Origin of the sequence: Mycobacterium sp. IS-1556, from assembly GCF_001499985.1 — a bacterium.
Taxonomy (GTDB): domain Bacteria; phylum Actinomycetota; class Actinomycetes; order Mycobacteriales; family Mycobacteriaceae; genus Mycobacterium.
In genome coordinates, this window is record NZ_LQIM01000001.1 from 385,762 (window position 1) to 411,419 (window position 25,658).

Annotated in this window: 24 protein-coding genes and 1 pseudogene; 11 read left to right on the plus strand and 14 right to left on the minus strand. The window is 66.4% G+C overall.

What is annotated here, in order from left to right; translation table 11 throughout:
• Positions 1-44: 44 nt before the first annotated feature.
• The 6 genes from AU187_RS01865 to AU187_RS01890 form a co-directional block, all read right to left on the minus strand.
• Entirely contained in the window at positions 45-491 is a 447-nt protein-coding gene (locus tag AU187_RS01865) for a MarR family winged helix-turn-helix transcriptional regulator (protein ID WP_059100498.1), read from the minus strand.
• A gap of 56 nt (positions 492-547) precedes the next feature.
• Entirely contained in the window at positions 548-1,285 is a 738-nt protein-coding gene (locus AU187_RS01870) for an amino acid ABC transporter ATP-binding protein (protein WP_059100497.1), read from the minus strand.
• Positions 1,285-3,030: an ABC transporter substrate-binding protein/permease gene (locus AU187_RS01875; RefSeq protein WP_502687725.1), complete on the minus strand. Its 1,746-nt coding sequence runs from the start codon at positions 3,028-3,030 to the stop codon at positions 1,285-1,287. The genes AU187_RS01870 and AU187_RS01875 overlap by 1 nt, the downstream gene beginning before the upstream one ends.
• 84 nt (positions 3,031-3,114) lie before the next feature.
• The gene (locus tag AU187_RS01880) at positions 3,115-3,792 is read right to left on the minus strand and encodes a GntR family transcriptional regulator (protein WP_059100496.1); all 678 of its coding nucleotides are present in this window, start codon (positions 3,790-3,792) and stop codon (positions 3,115-3,117) included.
• Between the two features lie 105 nt (positions 3,793-3,897).
• Positions 3,898-4,698 carry an LLM class F420-dependent oxidoreductase gene (locus tag AU187_RS01885; protein WP_059100495.1) on the minus strand — a complete coding sequence of 267 codons (801 nt, stop codon included), beginning with the start codon at positions 4,696-4,698 and terminating at the stop codon, positions 3,898-3,900.
• Positions 4,699-4,798: 100 nt separating this feature from the next.
• Positions 4,799-6,868 (minus strand): PhoX family protein, encoded by a 2,070-nt coding sequence (locus tag AU187_RS01890; protein WP_059100494.1) that lies wholly within the window; start codon positions 6,866-6,868, stop codon positions 4,799-4,801.
• Positions 6,869-7,042: 174 nt separating this feature from the next.
• Here AU187_RS01890 and AU187_RS01895 point away from each other — a divergent pair, with 174 nt between their 5' ends.
• On the plus strand, positions 7,043-7,672 hold the full coding sequence (locus tag AU187_RS01895) for a class I SAM-dependent methyltransferase (RefSeq protein WP_059100493.1): 630 nt from the start codon (positions 7,043-7,045) through the stop codon (positions 7,670-7,672).
• Here AU187_RS01895 and AU187_RS01900 read toward each other — a convergent pair.
• The 5 genes from AU187_RS01900 to AU187_RS01920 all read right to left on the minus strand — a co-directional run bounded on the left by AU187_RS01900 (position 7,647) and on the right by AU187_RS01920 (position 12,185).
• Entirely contained in the window at positions 7,647-8,549 is a 903-nt protein-coding gene (locus AU187_RS01900; RefSeq protein ID WP_059100492.1) for an Rv0045c family esterase, read from the minus strand. The genes AU187_RS01895 and AU187_RS01900 overlap by 26 nt on opposite strands.
• Positions 8,550-8,634: 85 nt before the next feature.
• Positions 8,635-9,711 (minus strand): inositol-3-phosphate synthase, encoded by a 1,077-nt coding sequence (locus AU187_RS01905; protein WP_059166191.1) that lies wholly within the window; start codon positions 9,709-9,711, stop codon positions 8,635-8,637.
• Positions 9,712-9,758: 47 nt separating this feature from the next.
• Positions 9,759-10,313, minus strand: coding sequence for a PadR family transcriptional regulator (locus AU187_RS01910; protein ID WP_059100771.1), 555 nt, complete (start codon positions 10,311-10,313; stop codon positions 9,759-9,761).
• Positions 10,314-10,435: 122 nt separating this feature from the next.
• Positions 10,436-11,299 (minus strand): DUF1707 SHOCT-like domain-containing protein, encoded by an 864-nt coding sequence (locus tag AU187_RS01915; RefSeq protein ID WP_059166192.1) that lies wholly within the window; start codon positions 11,297-11,299, stop codon positions 10,436-10,438.
• A gap of 34 nt (positions 11,300-11,333) precedes the next feature.
• Positions 11,334-12,185, minus strand: a complete 852-nt coding sequence (locus AU187_RS01920) for a thioesterase family protein (protein ID WP_059100490.1) — start codon at positions 12,183-12,185, stop codon at positions 11,334-11,336.
• A 128-nt stretch (positions 12,186-12,313) separates the two neighbouring features.
• On the opposite strand from AU187_RS01920, the gene AU187_RS01925 reads away from it, so the two are divergent.
• The 10 genes and pseudogenes from AU187_RS01925 to AU187_RS26100 all read left to right on the plus strand — a co-directional run bounded on the left by AU187_RS01925 (position 12,314) and on the right by AU187_RS26100 (position 21,813).
• Positions 12,314-12,748: a DUF5318 domain-containing protein gene (locus AU187_RS01925; RefSeq protein WP_059100769.1), complete on the plus strand. Its 435-nt coding sequence runs from the start codon at positions 12,314-12,316 to the stop codon at positions 12,746-12,748.
• Positions 12,741-15,272 carry a transglycosylase domain-containing protein gene (locus AU187_RS01930; protein ID WP_082691734.1) on the plus strand — a complete coding sequence of 844 codons (2,532 nt, stop codon included), beginning with the start codon at positions 12,741-12,743 and terminating at the stop codon, positions 15,270-15,272. The genes AU187_RS01925 and AU187_RS01930 overlap by 8 nt, the downstream gene beginning before the upstream one ends.
• A 38-nt stretch (positions 15,273-15,310) precedes the next feature.
• On the plus strand, positions 15,311-16,930 hold the full coding sequence (locus AU187_RS01935) for a glycosyltransferase family 87 protein (RefSeq protein ID WP_059100768.1): 1,620 nt from the start codon (positions 15,311-15,313) through the stop codon (positions 16,928-16,930).
• 275 nt (positions 16,931-17,205) lie between these two features.
• Positions 17,206-17,496 (plus strand): 30S ribosomal protein S6, encoded by a 291-nt coding sequence (gene rpsF / locus AU187_RS01940; RefSeq protein WP_014818429.1) that lies wholly within the window; start codon positions 17,206-17,208, stop codon positions 17,494-17,496.
• A 90-nt stretch (positions 17,497-17,586) separates the two neighbouring features.
• Complete coding sequence (locus AU187_RS01945; RefSeq protein WP_059100488.1) at positions 17,587-18,090, plus strand: single-stranded DNA-binding protein; 504 nt, start codon at positions 17,587-17,589, stop codon at positions 18,088-18,090.
• A gap of 44 nt (positions 18,091-18,134) precedes the next feature.
• Entirely contained in the window at positions 18,135-18,389 is a 255-nt protein-coding gene (gene rpsR / locus AU187_RS01950; RefSeq protein ID WP_059100487.1) for a 30S ribosomal protein S18, read from the plus strand.
• A 13-nt stretch (positions 18,390-18,402) separates the two neighbouring features.
• A complete protein-coding gene (rplI, locus tag AU187_RS01955) occupies positions 18,403-18,861 on the plus strand; it encodes a 50S ribosomal protein L9 (protein WP_059100486.1) in 459 nt (152 codons plus the stop codon).
• 483 nt (positions 18,862-19,344) lie between these two features.
• A complete protein-coding gene (gene dnaB / locus AU187_RS01960) occupies positions 19,345-21,162 on the plus strand; it encodes a replicative DNA helicase (protein ID WP_059100485.1) in 1,818 nt (605 codons plus the stop codon).
• 191 nt (positions 21,163-21,353) lie between these two features.
• A pseudogene (locus tag AU187_RS25825) lies at positions 21,354-21,539 on the plus strand (TnsA-like heteromeric transposase endonuclease subunit); the annotation flags it as partial.
• A complete protein-coding gene (locus AU187_RS26100) occupies positions 21,499-21,813 on the plus strand; it encodes a helix-turn-helix domain-containing protein (RefSeq protein ID WP_082683677.1) in 315 nt (104 codons plus the stop codon). The pseudogene AU187_RS25825 and the gene AU187_RS26100, both read left to right, overlap by 41 nt.
• Before the next feature lie 40 nt (positions 21,814-21,853).
• On the opposite strand, the gene AU187_RS01965 is transcribed toward AU187_RS26100, so the two are convergent.
• Genes AU187_RS01965 through AU187_RS01975 form a run of 3 tightly spaced genes read right to left on the minus strand, consistent with a single transcriptional unit; the run spans position 21,854 to position 25,655 of the window.
• Positions 21,854-23,635, minus strand: coding sequence for a lysophospholipid acyltransferase (locus tag AU187_RS01965; protein WP_082683676.1), 1,782 nt, complete (start codon positions 23,633-23,635; stop codon positions 21,854-21,856).
• Positions 23,635-24,411: a DUF5995 family protein gene (locus AU187_RS01970; protein ID WP_059100483.1), complete on the minus strand. Its 777-nt coding sequence runs from the start codon at positions 24,409-24,411 to the stop codon at positions 23,635-23,637. Before AU187_RS01970 ends, AU187_RS01965 begins: the two co-directional genes overlap by 1 nt.
• A complete protein-coding gene (locus AU187_RS01975) occupies positions 24,408-25,655 on the minus strand; it encodes a cytochrome P450 (protein WP_059100482.1) in 1,248 nt (415 codons plus the stop codon). The genes AU187_RS01970 and AU187_RS01975 overlap by 4 nt, the downstream gene beginning before the upstream one ends.
• Positions 25,656-25,658 lie beyond the last annotated feature (3 nt).

The following is a 25,658-nucleotide window of genomic DNA, read 5'->3' on the forward strand; positions in this document are numbered from 1 at the left end:
GACTCCTCAACGCGTCGTCCCGCCGCTTGATCGTCGTCCGACGGCTACTCGGCCAGCCGCTCGAGCGGGGCGATCGCCTTGGTCAGCGTCTCGAGGTCTTCCGGGCTCAGTTTGGCCAGCAGGTTGGCCAGGTGGGCGCGGCGAACCTCGAGCGCCTCCTGATGCTGCGCGCGGCCTTCCGGGGTGATGTCGACCAGCACCGCCCGCAGGTCAGACGGGTCACGGGACCGTTTCACCAGGCCCAACTTCTCCAGCCGGCGGATCGCGACGGTCGTCGTCGGGGTGCGCACGCGCTCGTGGGTGGCCAGGTCGGTCATCCGCATCGGCCCCTGTTCGAGCAGCGTCAGCAGGATCGACAGCTGGGCCAACGTCAGGTCTGCGGCGTCGTTACGGGGGGTGTCGCTGCGGCGCAGCACGGAGAAAACCCGCGACAGCACCCGCTGCAGCTCTCCCGACAGCTCCGCGACCTGCGGTTCTACGACGTCCGCCATAATTTCGGCAGTCTAACCTGTCTGACGCTGCCACGATGCGTGACGGGCACGTAAGTTCAAAGCACTTGAGAGAGGAACCGCTGCAGCCGATCCGTTTCGGCGGCGTCGAAGAGCTGCTCCGGCGGCCCGGCCTCCACCACCTTGCCGTGGTCCATGAACACGACGGCGTCCGACGTCGACCGCGCGAAGCCCATCTCGTGGGTGACCACCACCATCGTCATGCCGTCCGCGCCGAGGTCGGCGATCAGCGCGAGGATTCCCTTCACTAACTCCGGATCGAGTGCCGAGGTGGCCTCGTCGAAGAACATCACCTGCGGCGCCATCGCCAACGCCCGCGCGATCGCCACCCGCTGCTGTTGCCCGCCCGACAGCGTGGTCGGCCGAACTTGGGCTTTGTTGCGCAGCCCGACCCGGTCCAGGTGCGTCATCCCCAGCTCGCGGGCCTCGTCGGCGCTGAGTCGTTTGAGCTTGCGCGGCGCCAGCGTCACGTTGTCCAACACGCTGCGATGCGGAAACAGGTTGAAGTTCTGGAACACCATCCCGATGCGCTGGCGCAACTGGTCGGGGTTGTCGGCGAGCACAGAGCGACCGTCGAGCAGGATGTCCCCGCGGTCGGGCTCATACAACCGGTTCAGCGTCCGCAGCAACGTCGACTTGCCCGACCCCGACGGGCCGATCACCGCCGTGGTGCTGCCCGCGGGCACGTCGATGTCGACACCGCGCAGCACCGGGTTGGGGCCGAAGGACAGGTGAAGATCGTTGGCGGCCAACGAGACCGGCTCGAAGTCAGCCATCAGATCATCTCCTGAGACGCGGACAACTCCAGCGGATCCTCCTCGGCCGGCCGACGCCCGCGCCGCAGCCGGTTGTCGATGTAGTTGACCAGATGCGTCAGCGGCACGATCAGCATCAGATAGAAGAACCCCGCGGCCACCAACGGCGACAGGTTGCCCGTCTGGGCGTTGAGGTCGCGCCCGACCTGGAACAGCTCACGCTGATCGGCCACCAGGCCGAGGAAGTACACCAGCGACGACGCCTTGAGCAGCGAGATGAACTGATTCATCAGCGCGGGCAACACCCGTCGCACGCCCTGCGGGATCACCACCAACCGCATCGACGTCGGGTACGAAAAGCCCAATGCGCGTGAGGCTTCCAACTGACCGGGTTCGACGCTCTGGATGCCGGACCGCAAGATCTCGCCGACGTACGCCGCGGCCATCAGGCCCAACGCGGCAATGCCCAGCGGGTAGGGGTTGTTGCCGGTCAGCCCGCCCACGACCGGCCCCAGACCCAGGCCGATCAGCAGGATGATCACCACCTCGGGCAGGCCGCGGAAGATGTCGGTGTACACGCGGGCCGGCCAGCGCAGCCAGCGATGCCGTGAGATGCCGGCGACCGCGAGAACCATGCCCAGCACGACGCCGATCACCGCGGCGCTGACGGTCAGGATCAGCGTGTTCGGCAGGCCGGTCTTGACCAGATCCGGAATCGCCTGCCGGTACAGGTCCCAGTCCAGGAAAGCATCCTTCAACTGCGCCAGAGTCGATTTCGGCGCTGCCGGCGCCGCGGGCACACCTTGGTTCTCGGCGGCGATCGCGTTGAAATCCGGCAACTCAGGCACCGGCGCCGCCTTCGAGCCGGGCTTCCAGCCTGGCGGCAGTGCACGCGGCACCCAGTCGGAGTACAGCCGCGCCCAGGTGCCGTCGGCGATCACCGCGTCCAGCCCGGAGTTCAATGCGTCGATGAGGGGCTGGTTCTCCTTGGCCACCGCCCATGCGACGAAATTGTCCAAGCTGAACGTGTTTTCGATGATCTGCGCCGGGTCGCCGGGCTGCACCGTGCCCGACGCCTGCTGCGACGGCGCCACCCACGCGTCGATCTGGCGCGTCTTCAGGCTGGCGTAGACGGTGTTGTAGTCCGGGTACTTGACCGGCTGCAGACGCAGCGTCTCGATGACGTACGACTCCTGCACCGTGCCCTGCACGACCCCGATGCGCTGGCCGGCCGCCAAGTCGGCGAAGCCGGAGATCGGCGAGCCGGTCGGCACGACGAGCGAAAAGTAGCCGAAGTCATAGCCATTCGTGAAGCCGACCGTGCGCCGGCGCGCCTCGGTGGTGGTGATCGAGGACGACCCCACGTCGAAGCGGTGCGCCGCGACCTGTGCCAGCAGCCCCGAGAACTCGGTGCCGACGAAGTTGATCTGCAAGCCCAGTTTGTCGGCGACCGCGCGCAGCACCTCGTTGTCGAAGCCGGTGAACTGGCCGGCCGAATTGATGCAGATGCTCGGAGGCGCATCCGACAGCGTGCCGACGGTCAGCGTGCCGGGCTGACTCAGCCCCAATGCGTCGACGTTCACCGCCGACAGCGGTTCGACGCCGGCGGTGGTGTACCGGTCCTCCTCGGGGCCCGTTGCCGCCGCGGCGAGGTTGGTGGGTAGCGCGCTGGCGCTTTCGATGCCGGGCGGCGCACACTGATCGACTTGGGCGTGTGCCGGCCCGGCGAGGCCGACACCGGTCACCAACACCGCGGTCAGCGCCAGTACCGAAGTCCTGCAGAGCCGCACGAACGGGGTCACCCCAGCAACGTATCCGTCAGCGGCGCGCCCACACCGCGTTGGGCTCGATCAGAACGCAACCGACGAGGCACCTGCGGCGCGCAGCACCCCGCGGCGCACTAGTTCGGCGAGCATGATCCGGCCCATCAACTCGCTGCGGTCGACGCATGCACCGCGGGCGGCCGCCTCGTCGCCGCGGCCGATCGCGGCGGTCTCGTTCTCGTAGTACGGCAGCATCTCGTCGTGGTTGCTGAGATACGCGACCCAGAATTGGGGCGGTACGAAGGCTTGCACCGACCTGATCAGTGCGGCCAGCCGGGGACCGGCGTACGCGTCGGTGATCACGCTGCGGTACTGCCAGGCTGCGTCGTGAAAACCGCGGGACTCGCGGGTGCTGCGCAGCTGATCGGTCAGCGCGCTCAGCCGGTCGACCACGCGCGGGTCAGGATCGGCCGCGGCGCGCGCGGAGGCCATGCCGGTCAGAAAGCCGTGCAGCTCGTGGTGTTCGCGGATGAAGTCCTCGTCGAAGCGTTCGACGAATGCGCCGCGGTGATACCGGGTGGACAGGATGCCGTCGTGTTCCAGTTGCACGACGGCTTCCTGGATCGGCACGCGCGACAGGCCGAGTTCGTGCGCGATCTCGTTGCGGTCGATCCGATCACCGGAGCGGAGCTTGCCGGTCAGGACCATGTTGACGACATGCGAGACCACAAGGTCTTTTTCCTTGACCCCGTACTTCTTTGGCATGGGTGGGATCGCTCTCCCCGACCTCCGGTGGGGGTACCCCCACACTTGCGCGGTGCGGCGACAGTCTCTCACGCTGCCCGGCTTGCCGTTGGCCGTTACGCCGCTTCAGCCGCCTTCGTTTTGACGACGGTCGCGCCACCGGCAGAGCGCCTCGGCGTCGGACAACTCGTAGTCGGGTCCGTTGACGCCGACCGTCAACATCGTGACGCCGAGGTCGGCCAGCGCCCCGGCTTCGGTGAGCAACGCGTCGACGCTCTTTCCCGACACACCGGCCGACCGCTCGATCGCCGCGGGGTCACGACCGACGTCCGCGCAGTGGCCGGCGAGGATCTCGGCCTTGCGCGGATACTCGGCGCTGTCGGAGAAGCTGTGCCAGATGTCGCCGTACTCGGCGACCAGCCGCAGGGTCTTCTTCTCCCCGCCGCCGCCGATCAGGACCGGAATGTCGCGGGTGGGCTGTGGATTCAGCTTGGCCAGCCGCGACGTGATGCGCGGCATCGCCGCGGCGAGGTCGTCGAGCCTGCTGCCCGCGGTGCCGAACTCGTAGCCGTACTCGTCGTAGTCCTTCTGCTTCCAGCCCGAGCCGATCCCGAGGATCAGCCGACCGTCGCTGATGTGGTCGACCGTGCGCGCCATGTCGGCGAGCAGTTCCGGATTGCGGTACGAGTTGCATGTCACCAGCGCGCCGATCTCGATGCGCGACGTCTGCTCGGCCCAGGCGCCCAGCATCGTCCAGCATTCGTAGTGCGCGCCGTCGGGATCGCCGTAGAGCGGGAAGAAGTGGTCCCAGTTGAACGCGACGTCGACGCCGATGTCCTCACAACGTCGGACCGCGTCGCGGATGTGGCTGTACTTCGGGGAGTGTTGCGGCTGCAGTTGCACGCCGATGCGAATGGGGAAGCTCACCCAAGCGAGCGTACTTACCCCCAACAACCCGCGAAACCGACGAAATGGCTGCGAAACCGGCCGCGAAACAGCCATTTCGTCGGTTTCGACGCCAGTGGGACTAGACGCCGATGTTCCCGTCGGCCTTCCACACCGCGACGACAGAGGGCCGCGCCGTGCCGTTACCGCCCTCCGGCCACCGCGACAGTGGGGCATCGATGCTGTTGTCGTCGTGCTCGCCAGGATGTTGGACGCATATGGTGACAACGTCGTCGGTGACGACGGGACCGCACGTCTCCGCACCGAGCGGAACGGTGAGGAACTGCCGGGTCTCGCCGCGGTTCGGCCCGTCCAACGCGACGGCGAACAACCCGTCGTTGGAGTTCAGCGCGTTGCCGTCGGTGGAGATCCACAGGTTGCCGTGGCTGTCGAACGCCAGATTGTCCGGGCACGAGATCGGGCTGACCCTGGTCTTGTCGAACCCGGCGAAGTAGGTGTCGGCGGCCGCGGGATCGCCGCACACCAGCAGCAGTTCCCAGGTGAAGTCGGTGCCGGCGTGGTTGTCGGTGATCTCGAGGATCTGGCCGTTCTTGTTGTCGTTGCGCGGGTTGGCCGCATCCGCGGGTGCTTCGCCCGCCGCGCCGCGCTCGTCGTTGTTGGTCAGCGCGACGTAGACCTTGCCGGTCTTGGGGTTGGCTTCGAAGTCCTCGGGGCGGTCCATCTTGGTGGCGCCGGCCTTGTCAGCGGCGATCCGCGTGAAGACGGCGGCCTCCTGCGCCGAGACGCCGTCGACGAGCGACTCGGCTCGATCATCCGGTCCCGAATGCAGCAGCGGGACCCACGTGCCGGTGCCCGTGAACGCGCCGGTGGACGGCGGCTTGCCGGAGCCGTCGATCTCGTTGGCCGGGATATCGCTGGAGAGCTTGGCGACATAGAGCGTGCCCTCGTCGAGGATCGTCATGTTGTGTGCCATCGCGGCGGCGTCGCGACCGGGCCGAATCTTCTTGTCCGACACGAACTTGTACATGTAGTCGAAGCGTTCGTCATCGCCGGTGTAGGCGACCACGGTGCCGTCGTCGGTGACGTAGATGCTGGCGCCCTCGTGTTTGAGCCGGCCCAGCGCCGAGTGCTTGACCGGCGTCGAGTTCGGGTCCCACGGGTTGAGTTCGACCACGTAGCCGAACCTGTTGACCTCGTGGGGATTTCGGGCCAGGTCGAAGCGCGGGTCGAATGTCTCCCACAGTAGCTCGGAGGGTTCGGCGGTGATGCCGTAGCGATCCCGGCGGTCGGCGTCGACGGGTCCGGGCCCAGGCGCCGAGGTTGCGCCGCCGAAATAGGAGTCGAAGTTCTCCTCGCCGGACAACACGGTGCCCCATGGGGTGACGCCGCCGGCGCAGTTGGCGAAGGTGCCCGCGACGGTACGGCCGTCGGGGTCGGCCTCCGTCTTTACGAATTCACTGCCTGCCGCGGGACCGGTCAACGTGAACGGGGTGTCGGCGGTGATGCGCCGGTTGTAGCGGCCCGATACCGGTGTCAGGCCGTTCGGCGTGCTTTCGACCTCGACGACGCCCATGCCAACTGCGGCGATCTCCACCTCGAACTGCTCGCGGGTGGGCTTGTCCGCGTCGTAGCCCGGGAACATGAACTGCGGAGTGACGTACTCGAAGTTGGTGACCAGCAGGAAGCGGTTCGGCTGTCCCGGGATCGGCAGCAGGCCCGCGAAGTCGTTGTTGAAGCCGAACTGCCCGCGTTGAGCGGCACCGCTCTGGTTGTTGACGTCGAATGGGGGTGCGCCCGGCAGCACCGGGTCGCCCCAGCTGATGACGACCGCCTGGCGGTAACCATCGGGGATGACGACAGCGTCTTCACTGTTGGGAGCGACCGAGGCGAACCGCATGCCCGCGGGCGGGTCGGCCGGTGGGGCCGGCGATGTCGGCGCTGGCGCGGGTTGGTCGTCGCGGCCGCACGAGGCCAGCGCACTGGCAGTGCCGACGGCCAGCACCGCGATGCCGCCGGCCCGCAGCATCGACCGCCGCGACACCGCCTTGACGACGTCGCCGAAGTACTCGTTGCCGCTGGTGTTGGGGACCGGCTTGGAGCAGGCGTCGCCGCACTTGTAGCGGCATGTCACATGCTGGCGCTTCGACTTCCCGTCATGAGCGACGAACAGGTTCAGCGGCACGAGCGCCATATCGGCAGGGTCCTTCCGTCGAGTCGGCCGAGGGCTGAGCGGCCGGACGCGCGGAAACCTACGACAGCCCGACCAGCAGTCGGCAAGCAGAAGGTGAACAGGAGACTAACTGGGCGTTTGCCTTAACAGCAAGAACATTTGCTAACTCGGCGCACAGTGGGCACGCTGGGAAGCATGACCGAACTCGACAGAACGTTCTGGGAGCAGCGGTGGGAGACGGTGGCGCACACGGCAGGCATGTCGACCCCGAACCGAACGCTGACGGATGCTGTGGTGGGACTTCCCGCCGGACGTGCGCTTGATGCCGGCTGCGGTCTGGGCGCTGACGCCATCTGGCTCGCGCAGAACGGATGGGCCGTCACCGCAGTCGATTTCGTGGACAGTGCGCTACAGTGCGCCCGCGACCGTGCCGAACAGATGGGACCTGACGTCGCGGCGCGGATCGAGTGGCGACAGGCGGACCTCAGCATCTGGGCCCCGCCGCCAGGCGCGTTCGACTTGGTGACGACGCATTATCTGCACGGAATCGCCCAGCGCGACTCGTTGTTTCGACGGCTCGCCGCCGCAGTGCGGCCGGGTGGCACGCTGCTGGTCGTCGGACATCACCCCTCGAATGCCGACATCTCCGGCGGCACAATGCCGGACGCGGTGTTCTTCACAAGCGCCGACGTGGTGTCGGTGCTCGACGAGGGGTGGGAGCTCCTGACGGTTGACGACGCCGTGCCGCGTCGCACGGCCGACCACGGAGGAGCGGAAATCACCCTCCGGTCAGCGGTGGTCAGGGCTCGGCGAGTACACCACTGAGGATCTCGATCAGCTTGCCCGGTTGGTCGCTCTGCACCGAGTGCCCGGAGTCCTCGACGATCTGGACGTCCTTGAAGCCCGGTGCGTTCCGGGCGAACTCTGCGGCGTCGTCATCGTTGACGAAGAACGAGTTCGCGCCGCGCACCAACGTCGTCGTCACCGCGAGCCGCGGCACGTCCTCCCACAAGCCCTCGAAACCGTCGCCCTTGCGGATGGAGTCGTAGCGCCAGGTCCAGGTGCCGTCCTCGAGCCGCTTCGCGTTGTGGAAAACCCCACGCCGCAACGACTCCCGGTCCCGGTGCGGCGCCGCGGCGACGGTCTTCTCCAACATCGCATCGAACGACGGGAAGACGCGGTCGCCCTGCACCAGCGCGACGGTGCCCTTCTGCGCCTCGGTCATCTCGGTGTGCCGCTCCGGCGCCGACGGCGTCACGTCGACGAGCACCAGCCGACGCACCAGGTCGGGCGCCGTCACTGCGAGCCGCAACGCGGTCAGGCCGCCGAGCGACATCCCGACCACCAGATCGGCGTCGGCCGCCAGTTCGCGGACCACGGGTTCGATCGCCGCCGCATTGCGCTTGGGGCCGTAGTCGCCGTCCTCCCGCCACGCCGAGCGGCCGTGGCCCGGCAGGTCGATGGCCAGCGCCGGCTCGCTGAGGCCGACGATCACCGTGTCCCAGGTGTGCGCGTTCTGACCGCCGCCATGCAGGAACACCACCCGCGGGGAATTGTCGCCGAACTTCAGCGCGCTGATCGGCCCGACGTCGACGCGTTTCACCGGCGGCACCGCATCGACCCCGGCTTGGCGCGCGTTCTCGTCGAGGAAGATGAACTCGTCGAGCGCAGCCAGCTCGTCGTCAGGCGAGATCTCGGTCACGAAATGACCCTACAAAACGCGATTTGTGGAGCCCCAGCGGCGCTCACCGCCGGTAAGACTCCACAAGTCGCAGGGGGAGAGAGGGTCAGCCCTCGATGAACGTCTCGAGCTGCGCGCGAGCCACATCGTCGGGCAGCTGCTTGGGCGGGCTCTTCATCAGGTAGGCCGACGCCGCCTCGACAGGGCCGCCGATGCCGCGGTCCTTGGCGATCTTCGCCGCGCGCACCGCGTCGATGATCACGCCGGCCGAGTTCGGCGAATCCCACACTTCGAGCTTGTACTCCAGGTTCAGCGGCACGTCACCGAACGCGCGCCCCTCCAGCCGCACGTAGGCCCACTTGCGGTCGTCGAGCCAGCCGACGTGATCGGACGGGCCGATGTGCACGTCCTTGGTGTTGAACTCGCGCTGCAGGTTGGACGTGACGGCCTGGGTCTTGGAGATCTTCTTCGACTCCAGCCGCGAGCGCTCGAGCATGTTGAGGAAGTCCATGTTGCCGCCGACGTTGAGCTGCATCGTGCGGTCGAGCTGCACGCCGCGGTCCTCGAACAGCTTGGCCATCACGCGGTGGGTGATCGTCGCGCCGATCTGGCTCTTGATGTCGTCGCCGACGATCGGCACCCCGGCGTCGGCGAACTTCTTGGCCCACACGGGATCTGATGCGATGAAGACCGGAAGCGCGTTGACGAACGCCACGCCGGCGTCGATCGCGCACTGGGCGTAGAACTTGTCGGCCTCCTCGCTGCCGACCGGCAGGTAGGACACCAGCACGTCGACCTCGGCGTCCTTGAGCGCCGTGACCACGTCGACCGGATCGGAGTCGGAGACCTCGATGGTGTCGGCGTAGTACTTGCCGATGCCGTCGAGCGTCGGGCCGCGCTGCACGGTCACGTTGGTCGGCGGCACGTCGGCGATCTTGATGGTGTTGTTCTCGGACGCGAAGATCGCCTCGGACAGGTCGAAACCGACCTTCTTGGCGTCGACGTCGAACGCGGCGACGAACTTGACGTCGCGCACGTGGTACGGGCCGAGACGCACGTGCATCAGACCGGGCACAGTGGCCGTCTCATCGGCGTCCTGGTAGTACTGCACGCCCTGTACGAGCGACGACGCGCAGTTGCCCACGCCGACAATCGCGACCCGCACCTCTCCGTTTGATGCCATGACGCCTCTTCCCTTCGTAATCCCTGTCGTACTTGGTTCGGTTTTGCCTAGGGCTGCACTGCGTTGTCCGAGCGCCCCTGGCTCAGACGTTCCGCCGCTATCAGCTCGTTGAGCCATTTCACTTCGCGCTCGCTGGACTCCAACCCGAGCTGATGGAGCTGTCGGGTGTACCGGTCGATTGAGCTGCTAGCCCGCGCGACGGCTTCACGCAGACCCTCACGGCGTTCCTCTACCTGACGACGACGCCCCTCCAGGATCCGCATCCGGGCCTCGGCCGGGGTGCGGTTGAAGAAGGCGAGATGGACGCCGAAACCGTCGTCGGAGAAGTTCTGTGGGCCGGTGTCGGCCACCAGCTCGGCGAAGCGCTGCTTGCCCTTGTCGGTGAGCTGGTAGACGCGCCGCGCCCGGCGCATCTTCGGGGTGCCGTCCGGCGCCGCATCCTCGACGATGAGCCCGTCGGTCTGCATCCGCCGCAGCGCCGGGTACAGCGAGCCGTACGAAAACGCGCGAAAGGCGCCGAGCAACCCGGTCAGCCTCTTGCGGAGTTCGTAGCCGTGCATCGGCGATTCCAGCAGGAGTCCCAGGATGGCCAATTCCAGCACCGAGGACACCCCCTTAAGAAATCGCAGCTCGTCCGTTACGGCGGTTCGACACCTCGCACCATAGTATCGCGCCGATATATTCGGCGCGAACATCGGGTTACCTTCGCGCGAACGGTCGGGCGTCAGCCGGGGTAGTGGACCTGCTTGACCGTGCCGTCGCCGGCCAACTCGATATAGCCGCTGCCGAAGTCGCTGGAGACGTAGACGTCGATCGACAGCGCGCCCGGTGTGGTCGGGTCGTCGGCCGAATCGATGCTCAAGTAGGTGCTGTCGACGTCCTCGGGCTTGATACCCACTGTCTCGGGGGCGCCCCGCAAGACGCCGACGACGGCCTTGGCGTCGAACTTGCTCAGATCGACCTCGACGGCGTCGCTGGTCTTCGAGCTCGACGTCGGATCGTCCCAGCCGCCGCGGTAGCTGTAGATGAGCTCGCGACGGTCCTCGTTCGGGTCCGGCCGGGTCAGCGACGCGTAGTCCGGATAAACGACGAGGCGGTAGCCGTTGGTGTCGCCGAAACGCTGTTTCATCTGCTCCAGAAGACCCGTCAGCCCGCCGAGCGAGTGCAACTGCTTGGGCGGGGTGAGCACCACCGGGGCGATGCCGTCGGACTTGGCGCCCGGGTCGGACGTGAAGTTCAGCGGTGACGGAGTGTTGCCGTACAGACCCCAGCCGATCGCGATGCCGAGCACCACCAACACACCGGCCACCGCAAGACGCAAACCCCAGCCGCCGCCGATCGATACCGCCCGCGGCTTCTTCAGCGTCGGAAGTTGCACCGGCGCATTCCCGGTCTGAAGGTCGGCCACCAGCGCCTGTAGTTCGCCGAGCGTCATCGCGGTGGTCGCGGCCTTGACCCGCTCGCCGTGCTCGGTCATCGACAGCTGGCCCTCGCTCAGCGCGCTGTCGAGGATCTGGCAGGTGTCGTTGCGGTCGCTGTCTTTCGCGCGCGTTCCCGGTGTCTGTCGGCCAGACCAGCTCGCTGCCACGTCGATGATCGTAGAAGCAAAGATCAGCCGACCTTCAGCGGATGAGGCCCTGCGAGGTCAGCACGGCCAGCAGCGACCCGTCGGAGCCGCGCAGCGAGCCGTACGCCGAGACGCCTCCGTTGGCGACCGAACCGCGCGACTCCAGCAGCCGCCACGCGGTCGACGGCACCAGGTGCGCCCCGGGCTGCCACACCACGCTGAGGTCCAGGCTCAGCAGCCACGCGTCGACGAAGCCGCAGACCTTGCCCGGCGCGTCGAAGAGGTGGGCGTCGGCGTGCAGCACGTCGGCGATCTGCGGATGCTCGAGAGGGTCGCTGAGATCGCCGGGGGCCCCGCCATCTGTGCTGACCCACAACGCCACCTCCGGCCGACGATCCGCGAAGTGGGCCAGGCTCGCCGGGTAGTCCACGCCGCGGCGCTGGGCGAACCGCAGCGACGGGTACTCCTCGCCGATCCAGTCCAGCGACGACCCCGCCGATGGATCCGGTAGCGGTGATGCCGCGGTGCCGTAGCGCTCGAACGGGATGGGCGCATCCACCGACGGCGGTCCGAGCCAGCCGTCGGCGAACCAGCTGTTCGCGATCAGAATCGTGCGGCCGCGCTGGCGTACGGTCGCTTCGACGGCCGCGGCCGTACGACCGCCGCGGATGCTGCGCACGTCGATCTCGAGCGGGCCCGGTGCGCCGCCGTCGACGAAGGTCACCGACAGCGACGCCGCCGCCGGGCGCCCGCTGTGCGCGAACATCGCGGCCAGCGCGAGCGCCGAGGTGTAGCCGCCGAACGCGCGGCCGTCGAAGCACCAGCGCTCGGGAAGCTCACGGGCGAAGCGGCTGACGCCGTCACCAGCCGGGGCACCGTCGAGGGCGAAGTCGCGCCCGTCCAGCATGCAGTTCTCCTGAGGTTGACGGCATACGGCGAATGTCGGTGCCGTATGTCCAGATCAAACACCTTAGAGATGGCCTGGACCGCGCCGTCACGCTCCGGCAGTCGCATCGCCGACGTACTCTGGTCCTCGTGCGATTGCAGCGACAGGTGGTGGACTACGCGCTTCGGCGACGGTCCCTGCTGGCCGAGGTCTATTCGGGGCGCACCGGCGTCTCCGAGGTCTGCGACGCCAATCCCTATCTGCTGCGCGCCGCCAAGTTCCACGGCAAGCCCAGTTCGGTGACTTGCCCGATCTGCCGCAAGGAACAGCTCACCCTGGTTTCGTGGGTATTCGGTGACCATCTGGGCCCGGTGTCGGGTTCCGCACGAACCGCCGAGGAGTTGGTCTTGCTGGCATCCCGATACGACGAGTTCTCGGTACACGTGGTGGAGGTATGCCGCACCTGCAGCTGGAATCACCTGGTCAAGTCGTACGTGCTCGGCGCGGTCCCGCCAACCGGAGGTTCTCGGGGTTCACGCAGCACTCGGACCGCGCGCGAGCGTGCGCGCACGGCCAGTGAATAGCGAAGGGCGCCACGACCGGTCAGTCAACGATGTCCGTTCCGGACGCGGGGCTGATGGCGTGAGCGCGTCACACAGTCCACAGCAACGCCCACCCGGCGGTCCCGCGAAGGGACCGCGCCGGTCGGCGCCGCCCGACGATCGGCACACCGCGGTGCTGCCGCCGGTCCGCGAGGCGCGACCGCCACACCTGCGCGACCCGGTCGACGTCGTCAAGGCCGCGCTGGACGGCACACCGGCACCCAAACCGCCGGCGCCGCCGCCCCCGCCGCGCAGGCCACCCGGCGGTGGGGGACCTCCGGGCGGGCCGTCGGGTCCGCGGCGCAACCTGCCCAAGCAGATCAACTGGAAGTGGGTGCGTCGGGGGTTGCTCGCCGGCGCGGTCGTGTTCGTCGTGCTGCCGCTCGTCACGTTCGCGATGGCCTACCTGATCGTCGACGTGCCCGAGCCGGGCGACATCCGCACCAACCAGGTGTCGACGATTCTGGCCAGCGACGGCAGCGAGTTGGCGAAAATCGTTCCGCCCGAAGGCAACCGCGTCGACGTCAACATCGACCAGATCCCGGTGCAGGTGCGCAACGCGGTGATGGCCGCCGAGGACCGCAACTTCTACTCGAACCCGGGGTTCTCGTTCACCGGTTTCGCGCGCGCGATCAAGAACAACCTGTCCGGGGAAGACCTGCAGGGCGGGTCGACGATCACCCAGCAGTACGTCAAGAACGCGCTCGTCGGTTCCGAGCGCTCGGGTATCGGCGGCCTCATCCGCAAGGCCAAGGAGTTGGTCATCTCAACGAAGATGTCCGGCGAATGGTCCAAAGACCAGGTGCTGCAGTCGTATTTGAACATCATCTACTTCGGCCGCGGTTCCTACGGCATCGCCGCCGCGTCAAAGGCGTACTTCGACAAGCCGGTCGAACAGCTCAACGTCGCCGAAGGCGCACTTCTGGCCGCGTTGATCCAGCGGCCGTCCGGACTCGATCCCGCGGTCAACCTCGAAGGCGCCACCACGCGGTGGAACTGGGTGCTCGACGGCATGGTCGAAATCGGTGCGCTCTCTCCGCAGGAACGCGCCGCGCAGGTGTTTCCGGCGACGGTGCCGCCCGACCTGGCCCGCTCGCAGAACCAGACCACCGGGCCCAACGGCCTGATCGAGCGGCAGGTGCAAAAGGAACTGCTCGAACTGTTCGACATCAACGAGCAGACGTTGAACACCGAGGGCCTGCAGATCACCACGACGATCGATCCGGACGCGCAGGCCGCCGCAGTAGACGCGGCGACGGAGTACCTCGACGGCCAGGATCCCGACATGCGCACCGCGATCGTGTCGATCGATCCGCGCACCGGCGGGGTGAAGGCCTACTACGGCGGCACGGACGCCAACGGCTTCGACTTCGCCCAGGCCGGCCTGCCGACGGGTTCGGCGTTCAAGGTGTTCGCATTGGTCGCCGCGCTGCAACAGGGCATGGGGCTGGGCACGCAGATCGACAGTTCGCCGCTGGAAGTCAACGGCATCAAGATCACCAACGTCGAGGGCGGCGGCTGCGGCACCTGCAACATCGCCGAGGCGCTGAAGCGCTCGCTCAACACCAGCTACTACCGCCTCATGCTGAAGCTCAAGAACGGGCCCGAGGACGTCGCCGAGGCCGCCCATCAGGCCGGCATCGCCGAGAGCTTCCCCGGTGTCGAACACACGCTGTCCGAGGACGGCAAAGGTGGTCCGCCCAACAACGGGATCGTGTTGGGCCAGTACCAGTCTCGGGTGATCGACATGGCGTCGGCGTATGCGACGTTGGCGGCCTCGGGGGTGTACCACAAGCCGCATTTCGTGCAGAAGGTCGTCAACTCCGAGGGCGAGGTGCTGTTCGACGCGTCCCAGCAGGACAATTCGGGCGAGCAGCGCATCGACAAGAAGGTGGCCGACAACGTCACCAGCGCGATGCAGCCGATCGCCGCGTACTCCAACGGTCATGCGCTGGCCGGCGGGCGGCCGTCGGCGGCCAAGACGGGCACCAACCAGCTCGGCGACACCGGCGACAACCGCGACGCATGGATGGTCGGCTACACCCCATCGCTGTCAACGGCGGTCTGGGTGGGCACCACCGAGGGCACCAAGCCGTTGGAGAACAAGTGGGGTGCGCCGATCTACGGTTCCGGTCTGCCCTCTGACATCTGGAAAGCCACCATGGACGGCGCACTGGAGGGCACCGACGTCGAGGAGTTCCCCGAGCCCGAGGAGATCGGCGGCTACGCGGGGGTACCGCAGGCACCCGCCCCACCCTCGACGACGGCTGCCCCGCCGACGACGCCGACGCCACCGTCGCAAACCGTCATCCAGCCGACGATCGAAGTCGCGCCGGGCATCACGATTCCGTGGGGCCCGCCGACGACGGTGCCCGTCGGACCGCCGGCACCGCCGGCCCCCGCGCCCGGACCGGTCGGCGCGCCCGTGCCCGCGCCGCCGGGAGTACCGCCACCGGGACCGGTCGGAGCACCCGTAGCGCCAGGCGCGCCCCTGCCGCCTCCGTGACCGAGGTGGGGGGCGAGGAGACCGGCGAACCGTCGACCGTGTCGCCCGGCACGCCGGCGCGCGACCTCAGAAGCCTGGACGACCGCGACCTGCCGAGCCGCACCGACGCGATCGGCTCCGCGCTATCCGAGGTGATCGGCGGCCCGGTCGGCAGGCACGCGCTGATCGGCAGGCAACGGTTCCTCACCCCGTTGCGGGTGATGCTGATCATCGCGCTGGTGTTCCTGGCGCTCGGGTACTCGACGAAGGCCGCATGCCTGCAGACCACCGGCACCGGCACCGCCGATCAGCGGGTCGGCAACTGGGACAACCAGCGAGCGTATTACCAGCTGTGCTACTCCGACACGGTTCCGCTCTACACCGCCGAACTGCTGAACCTCGGCAAGTTTCCGTACAAGTCGAGCTGGGTGGAGAAGGACGCCACCGGAGCGCCGCGAATCCAGTACGACGGCAACATCGCGGTGCGGTACATGGAATATCCGGTGCTGACGGGGATTTACCAGTACCTGTCGATGTCGCTGGCCAAGACCTACACCGCGCTGACCAAACTGGGGGCGGTGCCGGTCATCGCCGAGGTGGTGATGTTCTTCAACATCGCCGCGTTCGGGCTGGCGTTGGCGTGGCTGATCACGGTGTGGGCGACGTCGCGGCTGGCCGGGCCGCGACGGGTCTGGGACGCCGCGTTGGTGGCGGCGTCACCGTTGGTGATCTTTCAGATCTTCACGAATTTCGACGCGCTGGCAACGGCTTTCGCGACCGGCGCGCTGCTGGCCTGGGCACGGCGAAAACCGGTGCTGGCTGGCGCGCTGATCGGGCTCGGCGTGGCGGCCAAGCTGTATCCGCTACTGCTGTTGGCGCCGCTGGCGGTGTTGGCGGTGCGCACCGGCAAGCTGAGGGAGGTCGGCAAGACCGCCGCGGGCGCAGTGCTGGCCTGGCTGGTGGTCAACCTGCCGATCATGGTGTTGTTCCCGAGGGGGTGGTCGGAGTTCTTCCGGCTCAACACCCGTCGGGGCGACGACATGGACTCGATCTACAACGTCATCAAGTCGTTCACCGGCTGGCGCGGTTTCGATCCCGACCTCGGCTTCTGGCAGCCGCCGACGGTGACGAACACAGTGTCCGCGATCCTGTTCGTATCGTGTTGCATCGCAATCGCTTACATTGCGTTGACCGCCAAGCGGCGGCCGCGCGTGGCGCAGGTGGCGTTCCTGGTCGTGGCGGCGTTCCTGTTGACCAACAAGGTGTGGAGTCCGCAGTTCTCGCTGTGGTTGGTGCCGTTGGCGGTGCTGGCGCTGCCGCACCGGCGAATCCTGTTGGCGTGGATGACGATCGACGCGTTGGTGTGGGTGCCGCGGATGCTGTACCTCTACGGGGAGGCGAACCGGGGCCTGCCCGAGCAGCCGTTCACGATCACCGTGCTGCTGCGCGACATCGCCGTGGTTGGGCTGTGCGCGTTGGTGATCCGCCAGATCTATCGTCCGGAACTGGACCTCGTGCGGGCCCGCGGGGTTGTCGACGACCCGGCGGGGGGAGTGTTCGACGGGGCGCCGGACGCGCCACCGCGCTGGTTGCCCGACTGGCTGCGGCCGGACGCGTCGAGACTGCGCACAGATCGCGAATCCGCGGAAGATCGCGATCTGACTGCAGTTTCGAGATAGACGGCCCGCTGTTTGGCACCGCCGCCGCTTCGATTGTGAAACCACCTGCGCGACACGCCGTCGAAGCGCAGCCAGTTGCACAATCGGTGAAGCGTCAGGGGGTGACGGCGAACAAGCGCGACTGGGTACGCCCTTGAGTTCATTAGGGACGCCGAACAGCGCGATTTCGCAGATCAGCGCGGTTTCCTGTAGCCTGGGCCGGTTGCCGACGCAGGCGACCCTCCTGCCACGGAACGACCGTGGCCGACAAGACCGTAGGAGGTGATGAGGTCTTCATGCGTCCATACGAAATCATGGTCATCCTCGACCCCACCCTTGACGAGCGCACCGTGGCTCCGTCGCTGGAAACGTTCCTCAACGTCATCCGCAAGGACGGCGGCAGCGTCGACAAGGTCGACATCTGGGGCCGCCGGCGGCTGGCATACGAGATCGCCAAGCACGCCGAGGGCATCTACGCCGTCGTCGACGTCAAGGCCGAACCCGCGACTGTGACCGAGCTGGACCGCCAGCTCAACTTGAACGAGTCCGTGCTGCGGACCAAGGTCATGCGGACGGACAAGCACTAGTCCCGAGAACAGGCTGTACGCGTCGGAGTGCTTCCGTAGGCTCGCCTGCGACCACTCGCCTGAGCTACACCGCCAAACCAGGAGGACATCGTGGCTGGTGACACCATAATCACCGTCGTCGGAAACCTGACCGCCGATCCGGAACTGCGGTTCACACCGTCGGGTGCGGCCGTCGCCAACTTCACCGTGGCGTCGACACCGCGCATCTACGACCGCCAGAGCGGGGAGTGGAAGGACGGCGAAGCGCTGTTCCTGCGCTGCAACATCTGGCGCGAGGCCGCCGAGAATGTGGCCGAGAGCCTGACCCGCGGTTCGCGAGTGATCGTGCAGGGCCGGCTCAAGCAGCGTTCGTTCGAAACCCGTGAGGGCGAGAAGCGCACCGTCGTGGAGCTCGAGGTCGACGAGATCGGCCCGTCGCTGCGGTACGCCACCGCGAAGGTGAACAAGGCCAGCCGCAGCGGCGGTGGCGGTGGCGGATTCGGCGGCGGCGGCGGTGGCGGTTCGCGTCCCACCGAGCAGCCGAAGGACGATCCGTGGGGCAGCGCTCCTGCGTCGGGTTCGTTCTCCGGGGCCGACGACGAGCCACCCTTCTGACCTCAACTGATCAGCGATTGAAGAAGTAAGAAAGAGAAAGACACATGGCCAAGGCCACCAAGCGTCGGCCGGCTCCCGAGAAGCCGGTCAAGACCCGCAAGTGCGTGTTCTGCTCCAAGAAGGGGCAGACCATCGATTACAAGGACACCGCGCTGCTGCGCACCTACATCAGCGAGCGTGGCAAGATCCGCGCCCGCCGCGTCACCGGTAACTGCGTGCAGCATCAGCGTGACATCGCGATCGCCGTGAAGAACGCGCGCGAGGTTGCGCTGCTGCCGTTCAGCTCGTCGACGCGATAGGGAGGAACAGACGATGAAACTGATTCTCACCGCCGACGTCGAACACCTGGGTGTGCAGGGCGACATCGTCGAGGTCAAGGACGGCTACGGCCGCAACTATCTGGTGCCGCGCGGACTGGCCGTCACGGCTTCCCGGGGTGCCGAGCGCCAGGCCGAGGAGATCCGCCGGGCGCGCGAGCAGAAGGCCGTCAAGGGCCGCGAGCATGCCGTCGAGCTGAAGACCGCGATCGAGAATCTCGGTCCGGTGCAGCTGCCCGTCAAGGCGGCTGCCGACAGCGGCAAGCTGTTCGGCTCGGTGACGACGGCCGACGTGGTCGCGGCGATCAAGAACGCCGGCGGCCCTAATCTCGACAAGCGCACCGTCCAGTTGCCCAAGGCGCACATCAAGACGACGGGCACGCATCCGGTCGCGGTCCGGTTGCATCCGGAGATCGCCGCCTCGGTGTCGCTGGAAGTCGTCGCCGGAAAGTAGCAACAGCGTCAAATACGGCCGGGTGAAGCCATGATCGATCTTCACCCGGCCGTTGCTGTGTGCGCTGGCGAACTCGTCGCGTGGGCTGGATCCCAGCGAAGCTAACCTGCTGTTAACCTGCTTGGCCCCGGGCCGCAATACAACACGCCCGACTTCGCAACCCCGGCCGACACGCCGAAGCAATTCTCATCCACAGCATCCCAAGCGGTTTATGGTGCGGCTATCTGCACAGACGCAGTGCATGAAGTGGTTAGTTAACAGGTTCTCCCCAACGACTCAACATGGTTGTCCAGCGCTATCCACACCCCATCCACAGGTCTATGAACAAGGGCTGGTTGCGCCCCCGCCAGCAACGTCTAGCGTAGGCGCTCGGCGGGACAGGTCCGGCGCTGCGGAAGCGGATTGTCGGCGGTCTGGCTTACAGTCGCGATAAGCGGGTATCGAATGTACGTTCGATAGTGAATAGAGGGGGTGAGACGCTTCGTGGCTGTCGTGGACGACCTGGGTCATGGCGCGGGCCACCCGGGCATGGACACACCGCCGCCCAGTGAAGACTTCGGGCGCCAACCCCCTCAAGACCAAGCGGCCGAGCAGGCGGTCCTCGGCGGGATGCTGCTGAGCAAGGACGCCATCGCCGACGTGCTCGAGAAGTTGCGTCCGGGTGACTTCTACCGTCCCGCGCACCAGAACGTCTACGACGCGATCCTCGACCTCTACGGCCGCGGCGAGCCGGCCGACGCGGTGACGGTGGCCGCCGAGTTGGATCGGCGCGGGCTGCTGCGCCGCATCGGTGGGGCGCCGTATCTGCACACACTGATCTCGACGGTGCCGACGGCTGCGAATGCGGGGTTCTACGCGGGCATCGTGGCAGAGAAAGCGCTGCTGCGCCGGCTGGTCGAAGCCGGCACGCGGGTCGTGCAGTACGGCTACGCGGGAGCCGAGGGCGCGGATGTCAACGAGATCGTCGACCGCGCACAGTCGGAGATCTACGACGTCACCGAGCGCCGGACATCCGAGGATTTCGTTCCGCTCGAAGAACTGCTGCAGCCGACGATGGACGAGATCGACGCGATCGCGTCGCAAGGCGGATTGGCGCGTGGCGTGCCGACGGGCTTCGTCGAACTCGACGACGTGACCAACGGTCTGCATCCCGGTCAGATGATCATCATCGCGGCGCGGCCCGGTGTCGGGAAGGCGCTGGCGTTGGATACGCCGCTGCCGACGCCGACGGGCTGGACGACGATGGGCGACGTCGCGGTCGGGGATTGGTTGCTTGGTGCGGACGGGGAGCCGACGCGCGTGGTGGCCGCGACGGAGGTCATGCTTGGGCGTCCTTGCTATGAGGTCGAATTCGGCGATGGCACGGCACTGGTCGCGGATGCGTTTCATCAGTGGCCGACGAGCCGGGGTGTGCAAATCACCACGGCGCTGCGGCCCGGCGTGGACGTGATCAGTGCCGCGCGAGTTCCGGCACTTGTGACGTCGGGGGGACGGCGGCAGTCCGCCTGGGGGATCGACTCGGTGCGACGGGTCGAGAGTGTGCCGGTGCGGTGTGTGGAGGTCGGGAACTCTGATCATCTGTACTTGGCCGGCCGCGACATGGTGCCGACGCACAACTCGACGCTCGGTTTGGATTTCATGCGGTCGTGCTCGATCAAGCATCAGATGCCAAGCGTCATCTTCTCGCTGGAGATGAGTAAGTCCGAGATCGTGATGCGACTGTTGTCGGCGGAGGCGAAGATCAAGCTGTCCGATATGCGGTCGGGCCGGATGAGCGACGACGACTGGACGCGCTTGGCGCGTCGGATGAGTGAGATCAGCGAGGCGCCGCTGTTCATCGACGATTCGCCGAACCTCACGATGATGGAGATCCGCGCGAAGGCGCGCCGGCTATCGCAGAAGGCTGGCCTGCGGTTGATCGTCGTCGACTACATGCAGTTGATGACGTCGGGCAAGAAGTACGAGTCGCGGCAGCAGGAGGTCTCGGACTTTTCGCGAAGCCTCAAGCTGATGGCCAAGGAACTCGACGTCCCGGTGGTGGCGATCAGCCAGTTGAACCGTGGTCCGGAGCAAAGAACTGATAAGAAGCCGATGGTGTCGGACCTGCGTGAGTCGGGATCTTTAGAGCAAGATGCGGATATGGTCATCCTTCTGCACCGGCCGGATGCGTTCGAGCGCGACGACCCACGCGGTGGAGAAGCAGACCTCATTCTTGGCAAGCACCGTAACGGTCCGACGAAGACGATTACCGTTGCGCATCAACTACATTTGTCGCGCTTCGCGAACATGGCCAAGCAATAACGGCGGCTGTAGGTTCTCAAGTTTGACTGCACTTTCTCGAGTTTGGCTGCACCACCGCTGCACTTGTGCAGTGAGCGTGAGACACGCCGCGCAAGCCTGCACGGGATCGTGTCCGTGAGGTGAGAGGTCTAGGCGTGTCCGGTGGTGGACGGGCCGCCGACGCGACGGTTTCCGTCCGTAGCAAGGAGACCCTGGCCGAGTATTCGACCGACTGGGGCCTCGCGACCACTGATCTGCTCAGTGCGGCGATGCCGTGGCGCACATTCAGGTGGCATCGCGGGCAAAAGCACTATTCGGGCACCTATTGGTCGTCGACCGAACGTTCGCATGTGATCTATGAGTCTCGTTTGGAATTGGCGCGGCTGCTGTACGCAGATCCTCCATCAGACCCTCAGTCGCCCAGCAGGACTGATCCACCTGAGGAACTTCGTAGGCGTCACGGAATACAGGTCGGTTAGCGAGGCTGCGGAGCACCTGGGCATCAACCGTTCCACCTTACACTCACAAATTCGCTATTTGACAAAGGATTTCGGCGGACCACTGCTCGAACGTTGGACGTCGACCCGGCCGATAGCGACGACAGAGCTGGGCTGTAAGGCGGTCGCGGCTTATGACGCGCTGCGTCCCAACGCAGGTAGGGATGGAGCGTGAAATTACAGGTAGGAAATGACTCTCTTAGCTTAGACTGTTGTCACTGCGGGGCTTCGATCCGTCTGGCTAAGTCTCTGATCACCTCGATGCGGCGCAGCGCGTCGGCGACCTCTTCTGCAAACTCTTGGCGTCTATCCGCGCCGTCCGGGGTCGACGGATTCAGCAGTCCACGGTGCCGGGCAAGCTGCAGTGCCGTCTTGAACAATTCCAGTGACACCGACTCCGCATTGCCCAGCCGGCCCTGCAACTCCCACTGCCTGCCGACTCCGAGACATCCACGCAGGAACGCCTTCTCGTCGAACTCTGGTCCGCTCCACTGCGTGAGCCGAATGGCGACCACGTGATAGGCGTCGAGAATCGGCCGCAGTACCAGCGGCGCCAGGTGGAGATCGGCGTGACGCAGCAACCGCAACGCGTCGGCGGGTTCTGCCAAGCCGCCTTCGGCATTCTCCAATAGCGCAAGCTCGGTACGCATCTCGGCGTCGAACGTCTCGCGTGGCGAAAAGAAGAAGTCGAACTTGAGTAAGTCGCGAAGCCGCAGCGCCTCGTTGCGGGCGGTGCGGCGCGGTGGGGCGTCGCTTTCGGCGGCCGCCACAAGGGCGACCTCACCGATCGCGCGGTCAACGAGGATGTGGATGGCGGTATTTCGGTAGAACGCAGCGACCAGATGTTGCGCTGGACGGATGCGCCATACGGTGTCTGTGCCACCGTCGTACGCCTCGACCACGCCCGAGTCTTCCAGCTCGCCCAAGGTCCGTGTCAGCGCGCGGGGGTCACTCAAGTCGGTGCGACCCGCCATGTGCCATCCGCGACGGGTTATGTAGGTAACCAGCGGTCGCACGCCCTGTTGTATTTCGGGCAGCGTCATCGCCCGGTCGGCGGGCAGCAGCGCCAAGCACACCAACGCGGTCGCAGTCACCGGGGTGGCCCGGTTGATGTGGTGGCACACCTGCACCGCAACGCGTTCGATGATGCGGTCGGCGCCTTGAACGCGCAGCGCCGCGGTTTGTTTCCGCACGGGTATTGGCTCGCCAAAGTTCACGTACGCGTTTCCGAGGTGCCGACCCTGCTGACGGGCAAAGCCGATGAGCCAGCGCGCATTCTCCGGAGACTTTGCGCCGCCGCCTAGTTCGGCGGTCATCATCGGCACCTCGTGGAGTTGGTCGTAGTCGAGCGACACTGGGATGACGAACACCTCCGGCCCATCGACCGCGTGGACCGCGTCGAGAACGTATCGCAGGATGCCGAACATCGGGGGACGCAATTTTCCTGTCCGGGTTCTGCCGCCTTCGATGGCCCAGGCCAGGTTCTGATGATGATGCACGAGTTGGCCGATGTACGAGCGCAGGGCCAATCGGTAGAGCGGTGAGTCCTTGGTATTGCGGCGGACCATGATGTGGCCCGCGCGGCGGGCCAGGGTTCCGAACGGGAAGAAGTTGAGGTTCGCCCCGATGAATCCGAACGCTGGAGACAGTCCGCACGTCGACAACGCCCGCGGCAGAATCCACGCGTCCAAATACGAGCGGTGCGACGGAAGGAAGATCAAGGAGTGATGCGCGTCGAGCGCGCGCAGGCCCGCGAGCTCGGCTTCATCGACCATCAAATCGTAGGCCCGTAACAGCCAGCGGCCGAAGCGATTCCATGCGGCCCCAACTGCGGGGTCGTGTCTGGACGACAACTCTTGCAGGTAGCCGGCCGCCTCTCTGCGAACCTCGTGCGGATCGCGGTCGAGCTCTTCAGCCAGCAACTGCAGCGCGGCGTCGAATCGGGCATCGGCCAGCAGCGCAGCGACCTCCGGCGACCTGGTCCTGGATCGATCCATCACGCCCGAACACTCCGTGGGCGCAACTTTCGTGTCAGTTGATCGACCGCCACGATCAGCGTCTGCGATCCGGCCGCTATCTGGGCGCGAATCAGCGGCCGCGCCAGCGGATTAGCCAGGGCCAGGCCTTGGGCGAATGCGAGGCCGGTGATGCTGTGGAACAACCGCTCTTGGCTGTCCGGAACCCCGCCAGGCAGGGCGGTGTCCAGCCATGTCAGTGGCGGCGCGTAGTAGAGCGGCGAAAGGTCGGTCCCATACCGCCTTTCGATCTCGGCGATTGCGGCGGGCGCCGTTTGCCAGATCAGGCGGCTCAGTGTTTGGTAGTCGAAGACATGGCGGGCACGGACACTCGATGCGTGCAGCGCCTCGGGCAGGTCGCTGATCAGGTGGGCGTTGAGCGCGGCGGCCACTGCTCCCGCGATGGCCGCCGGGTCGGTGTCGACGTGGCGGTTCGCTGCCGCCCAAGGCGGTGTCGTCCTGGCCTGGCACAGGTGACGATGCAGGTTGTCCAGATATCGGCCGGCGAAGGCGACGTCGAAGGTTTGCACCCAGTCCGGGTCACGAAACCGACCGTCCTCCACAGCCGCCGCGACGGCTTCGAGACCGATGCGATAGATCAGCGGGAAGACACCACGCGGATCGCGACGTTCGGCCAGGATGTCGGCGATTGCCGCGACGCGGGACGCAGCGTCGCGGAGACCGCCGAGGGTTCGAATGTCGCTGAGTGTCAGCAGGCTTGCGTGCTCGTCCCCTTCCCATGCGAACGAACTCGTCACGCGCTCTGCTCGCGCTTGCCCGGTGTGAACGTGACCGGCATTGACGTCAGCTCGTTGGAGAAGTTCGACGTCAAGCGCGTGATCGGTCCGGCGAATTGCATGTCGGGCGTGCGGTGCATCAGCTCTTCGAACAACACCCGCAGCTCGAGCCGGGCCAGCCCGTTGCCCAGGCAGAAATGCGCTCCGCCGCCGCCGAAGGCCTGATGGGGGGGCTTCTCCCGCGACACGTCGAACCGCTCCGGGTCGTCGACTACTTCCGGGTCACGCGACCCGGCCGGGTACCACATTGCGACGCGTTCGCCTTCGCGGATCGGGTGTCCGCCGACTTCGGTGTCCTCTTGGGCGGTACGGGTGAAGTAGATGACCGGAGTCACCCATCGCAGCATCTCCTCGACGGCGTTCGGAATTCCGTCCGGATTGCCGATCAGCTTCTGGCGCTCGCTGTCGTGCTCAATCAGCGCGCGCATGCCGCCAGATGCGGTGTTACGTGTGGTGTCGTTGCCGGCGAACATCAAGATGGCGAAGAAGAAGGTCACCTCCTGATCGGTGAGGCGTTCGCCGTCGACCTCGGCCGCGAGCATCCGGGATACCAGGTCGTCAGCGGGATTCGCCTTCCGTTCGGCGATGAGTCCAGTCATATATCCGCCGATTTCGACGAGCGCTCCAAGACCCACCTGCGGGTCGGTGGTCGCCGCGGCCCGAGACAGCATGTTCGTCCATTCGAACAACTGCCGACGGTCGTCCTGTGGTACGCCGAGCATGTCGGCGATGATCCGCAGCGGCAGTTCGACGGTGATGTCGTCGACGAAATCGCACTCGCCCCTTTCGATCACGTCGTCGATGAGGGCGGTGACGATGGCGCGAACGTTCTCCTCCTTCTGACGGATCAACTTGGGCGTGAAGACGGCCTGGACGATGTTGCGGTGTTTCGTATGGCGGGGTGGATCCATGCCGAGGATGACCTCCGCCAGCGCCTCGGGTGGCACCGCGCCTTGCCTTTTCGCGAACACGCCGCCACGGGCGGAGGAGAATATGGCGGGATTGCGGCTAATGGTCGCGATGTCGGCGGCCTTGGTGAACGACCAGAACCCCGGCTCGTCGCCGGAGAGCGCGTTCCAGTGCGGGCTGGCCTCCGAGCGCATGCGCGCGAAAAGTTCGTAGGGCGGGCCGTCCTCAAAGTACGACAGGTCGGTGAGGTCAACTTCGGACAAGTCGACATCGGCAAAAACTGGCTGGGTGGTCATTTC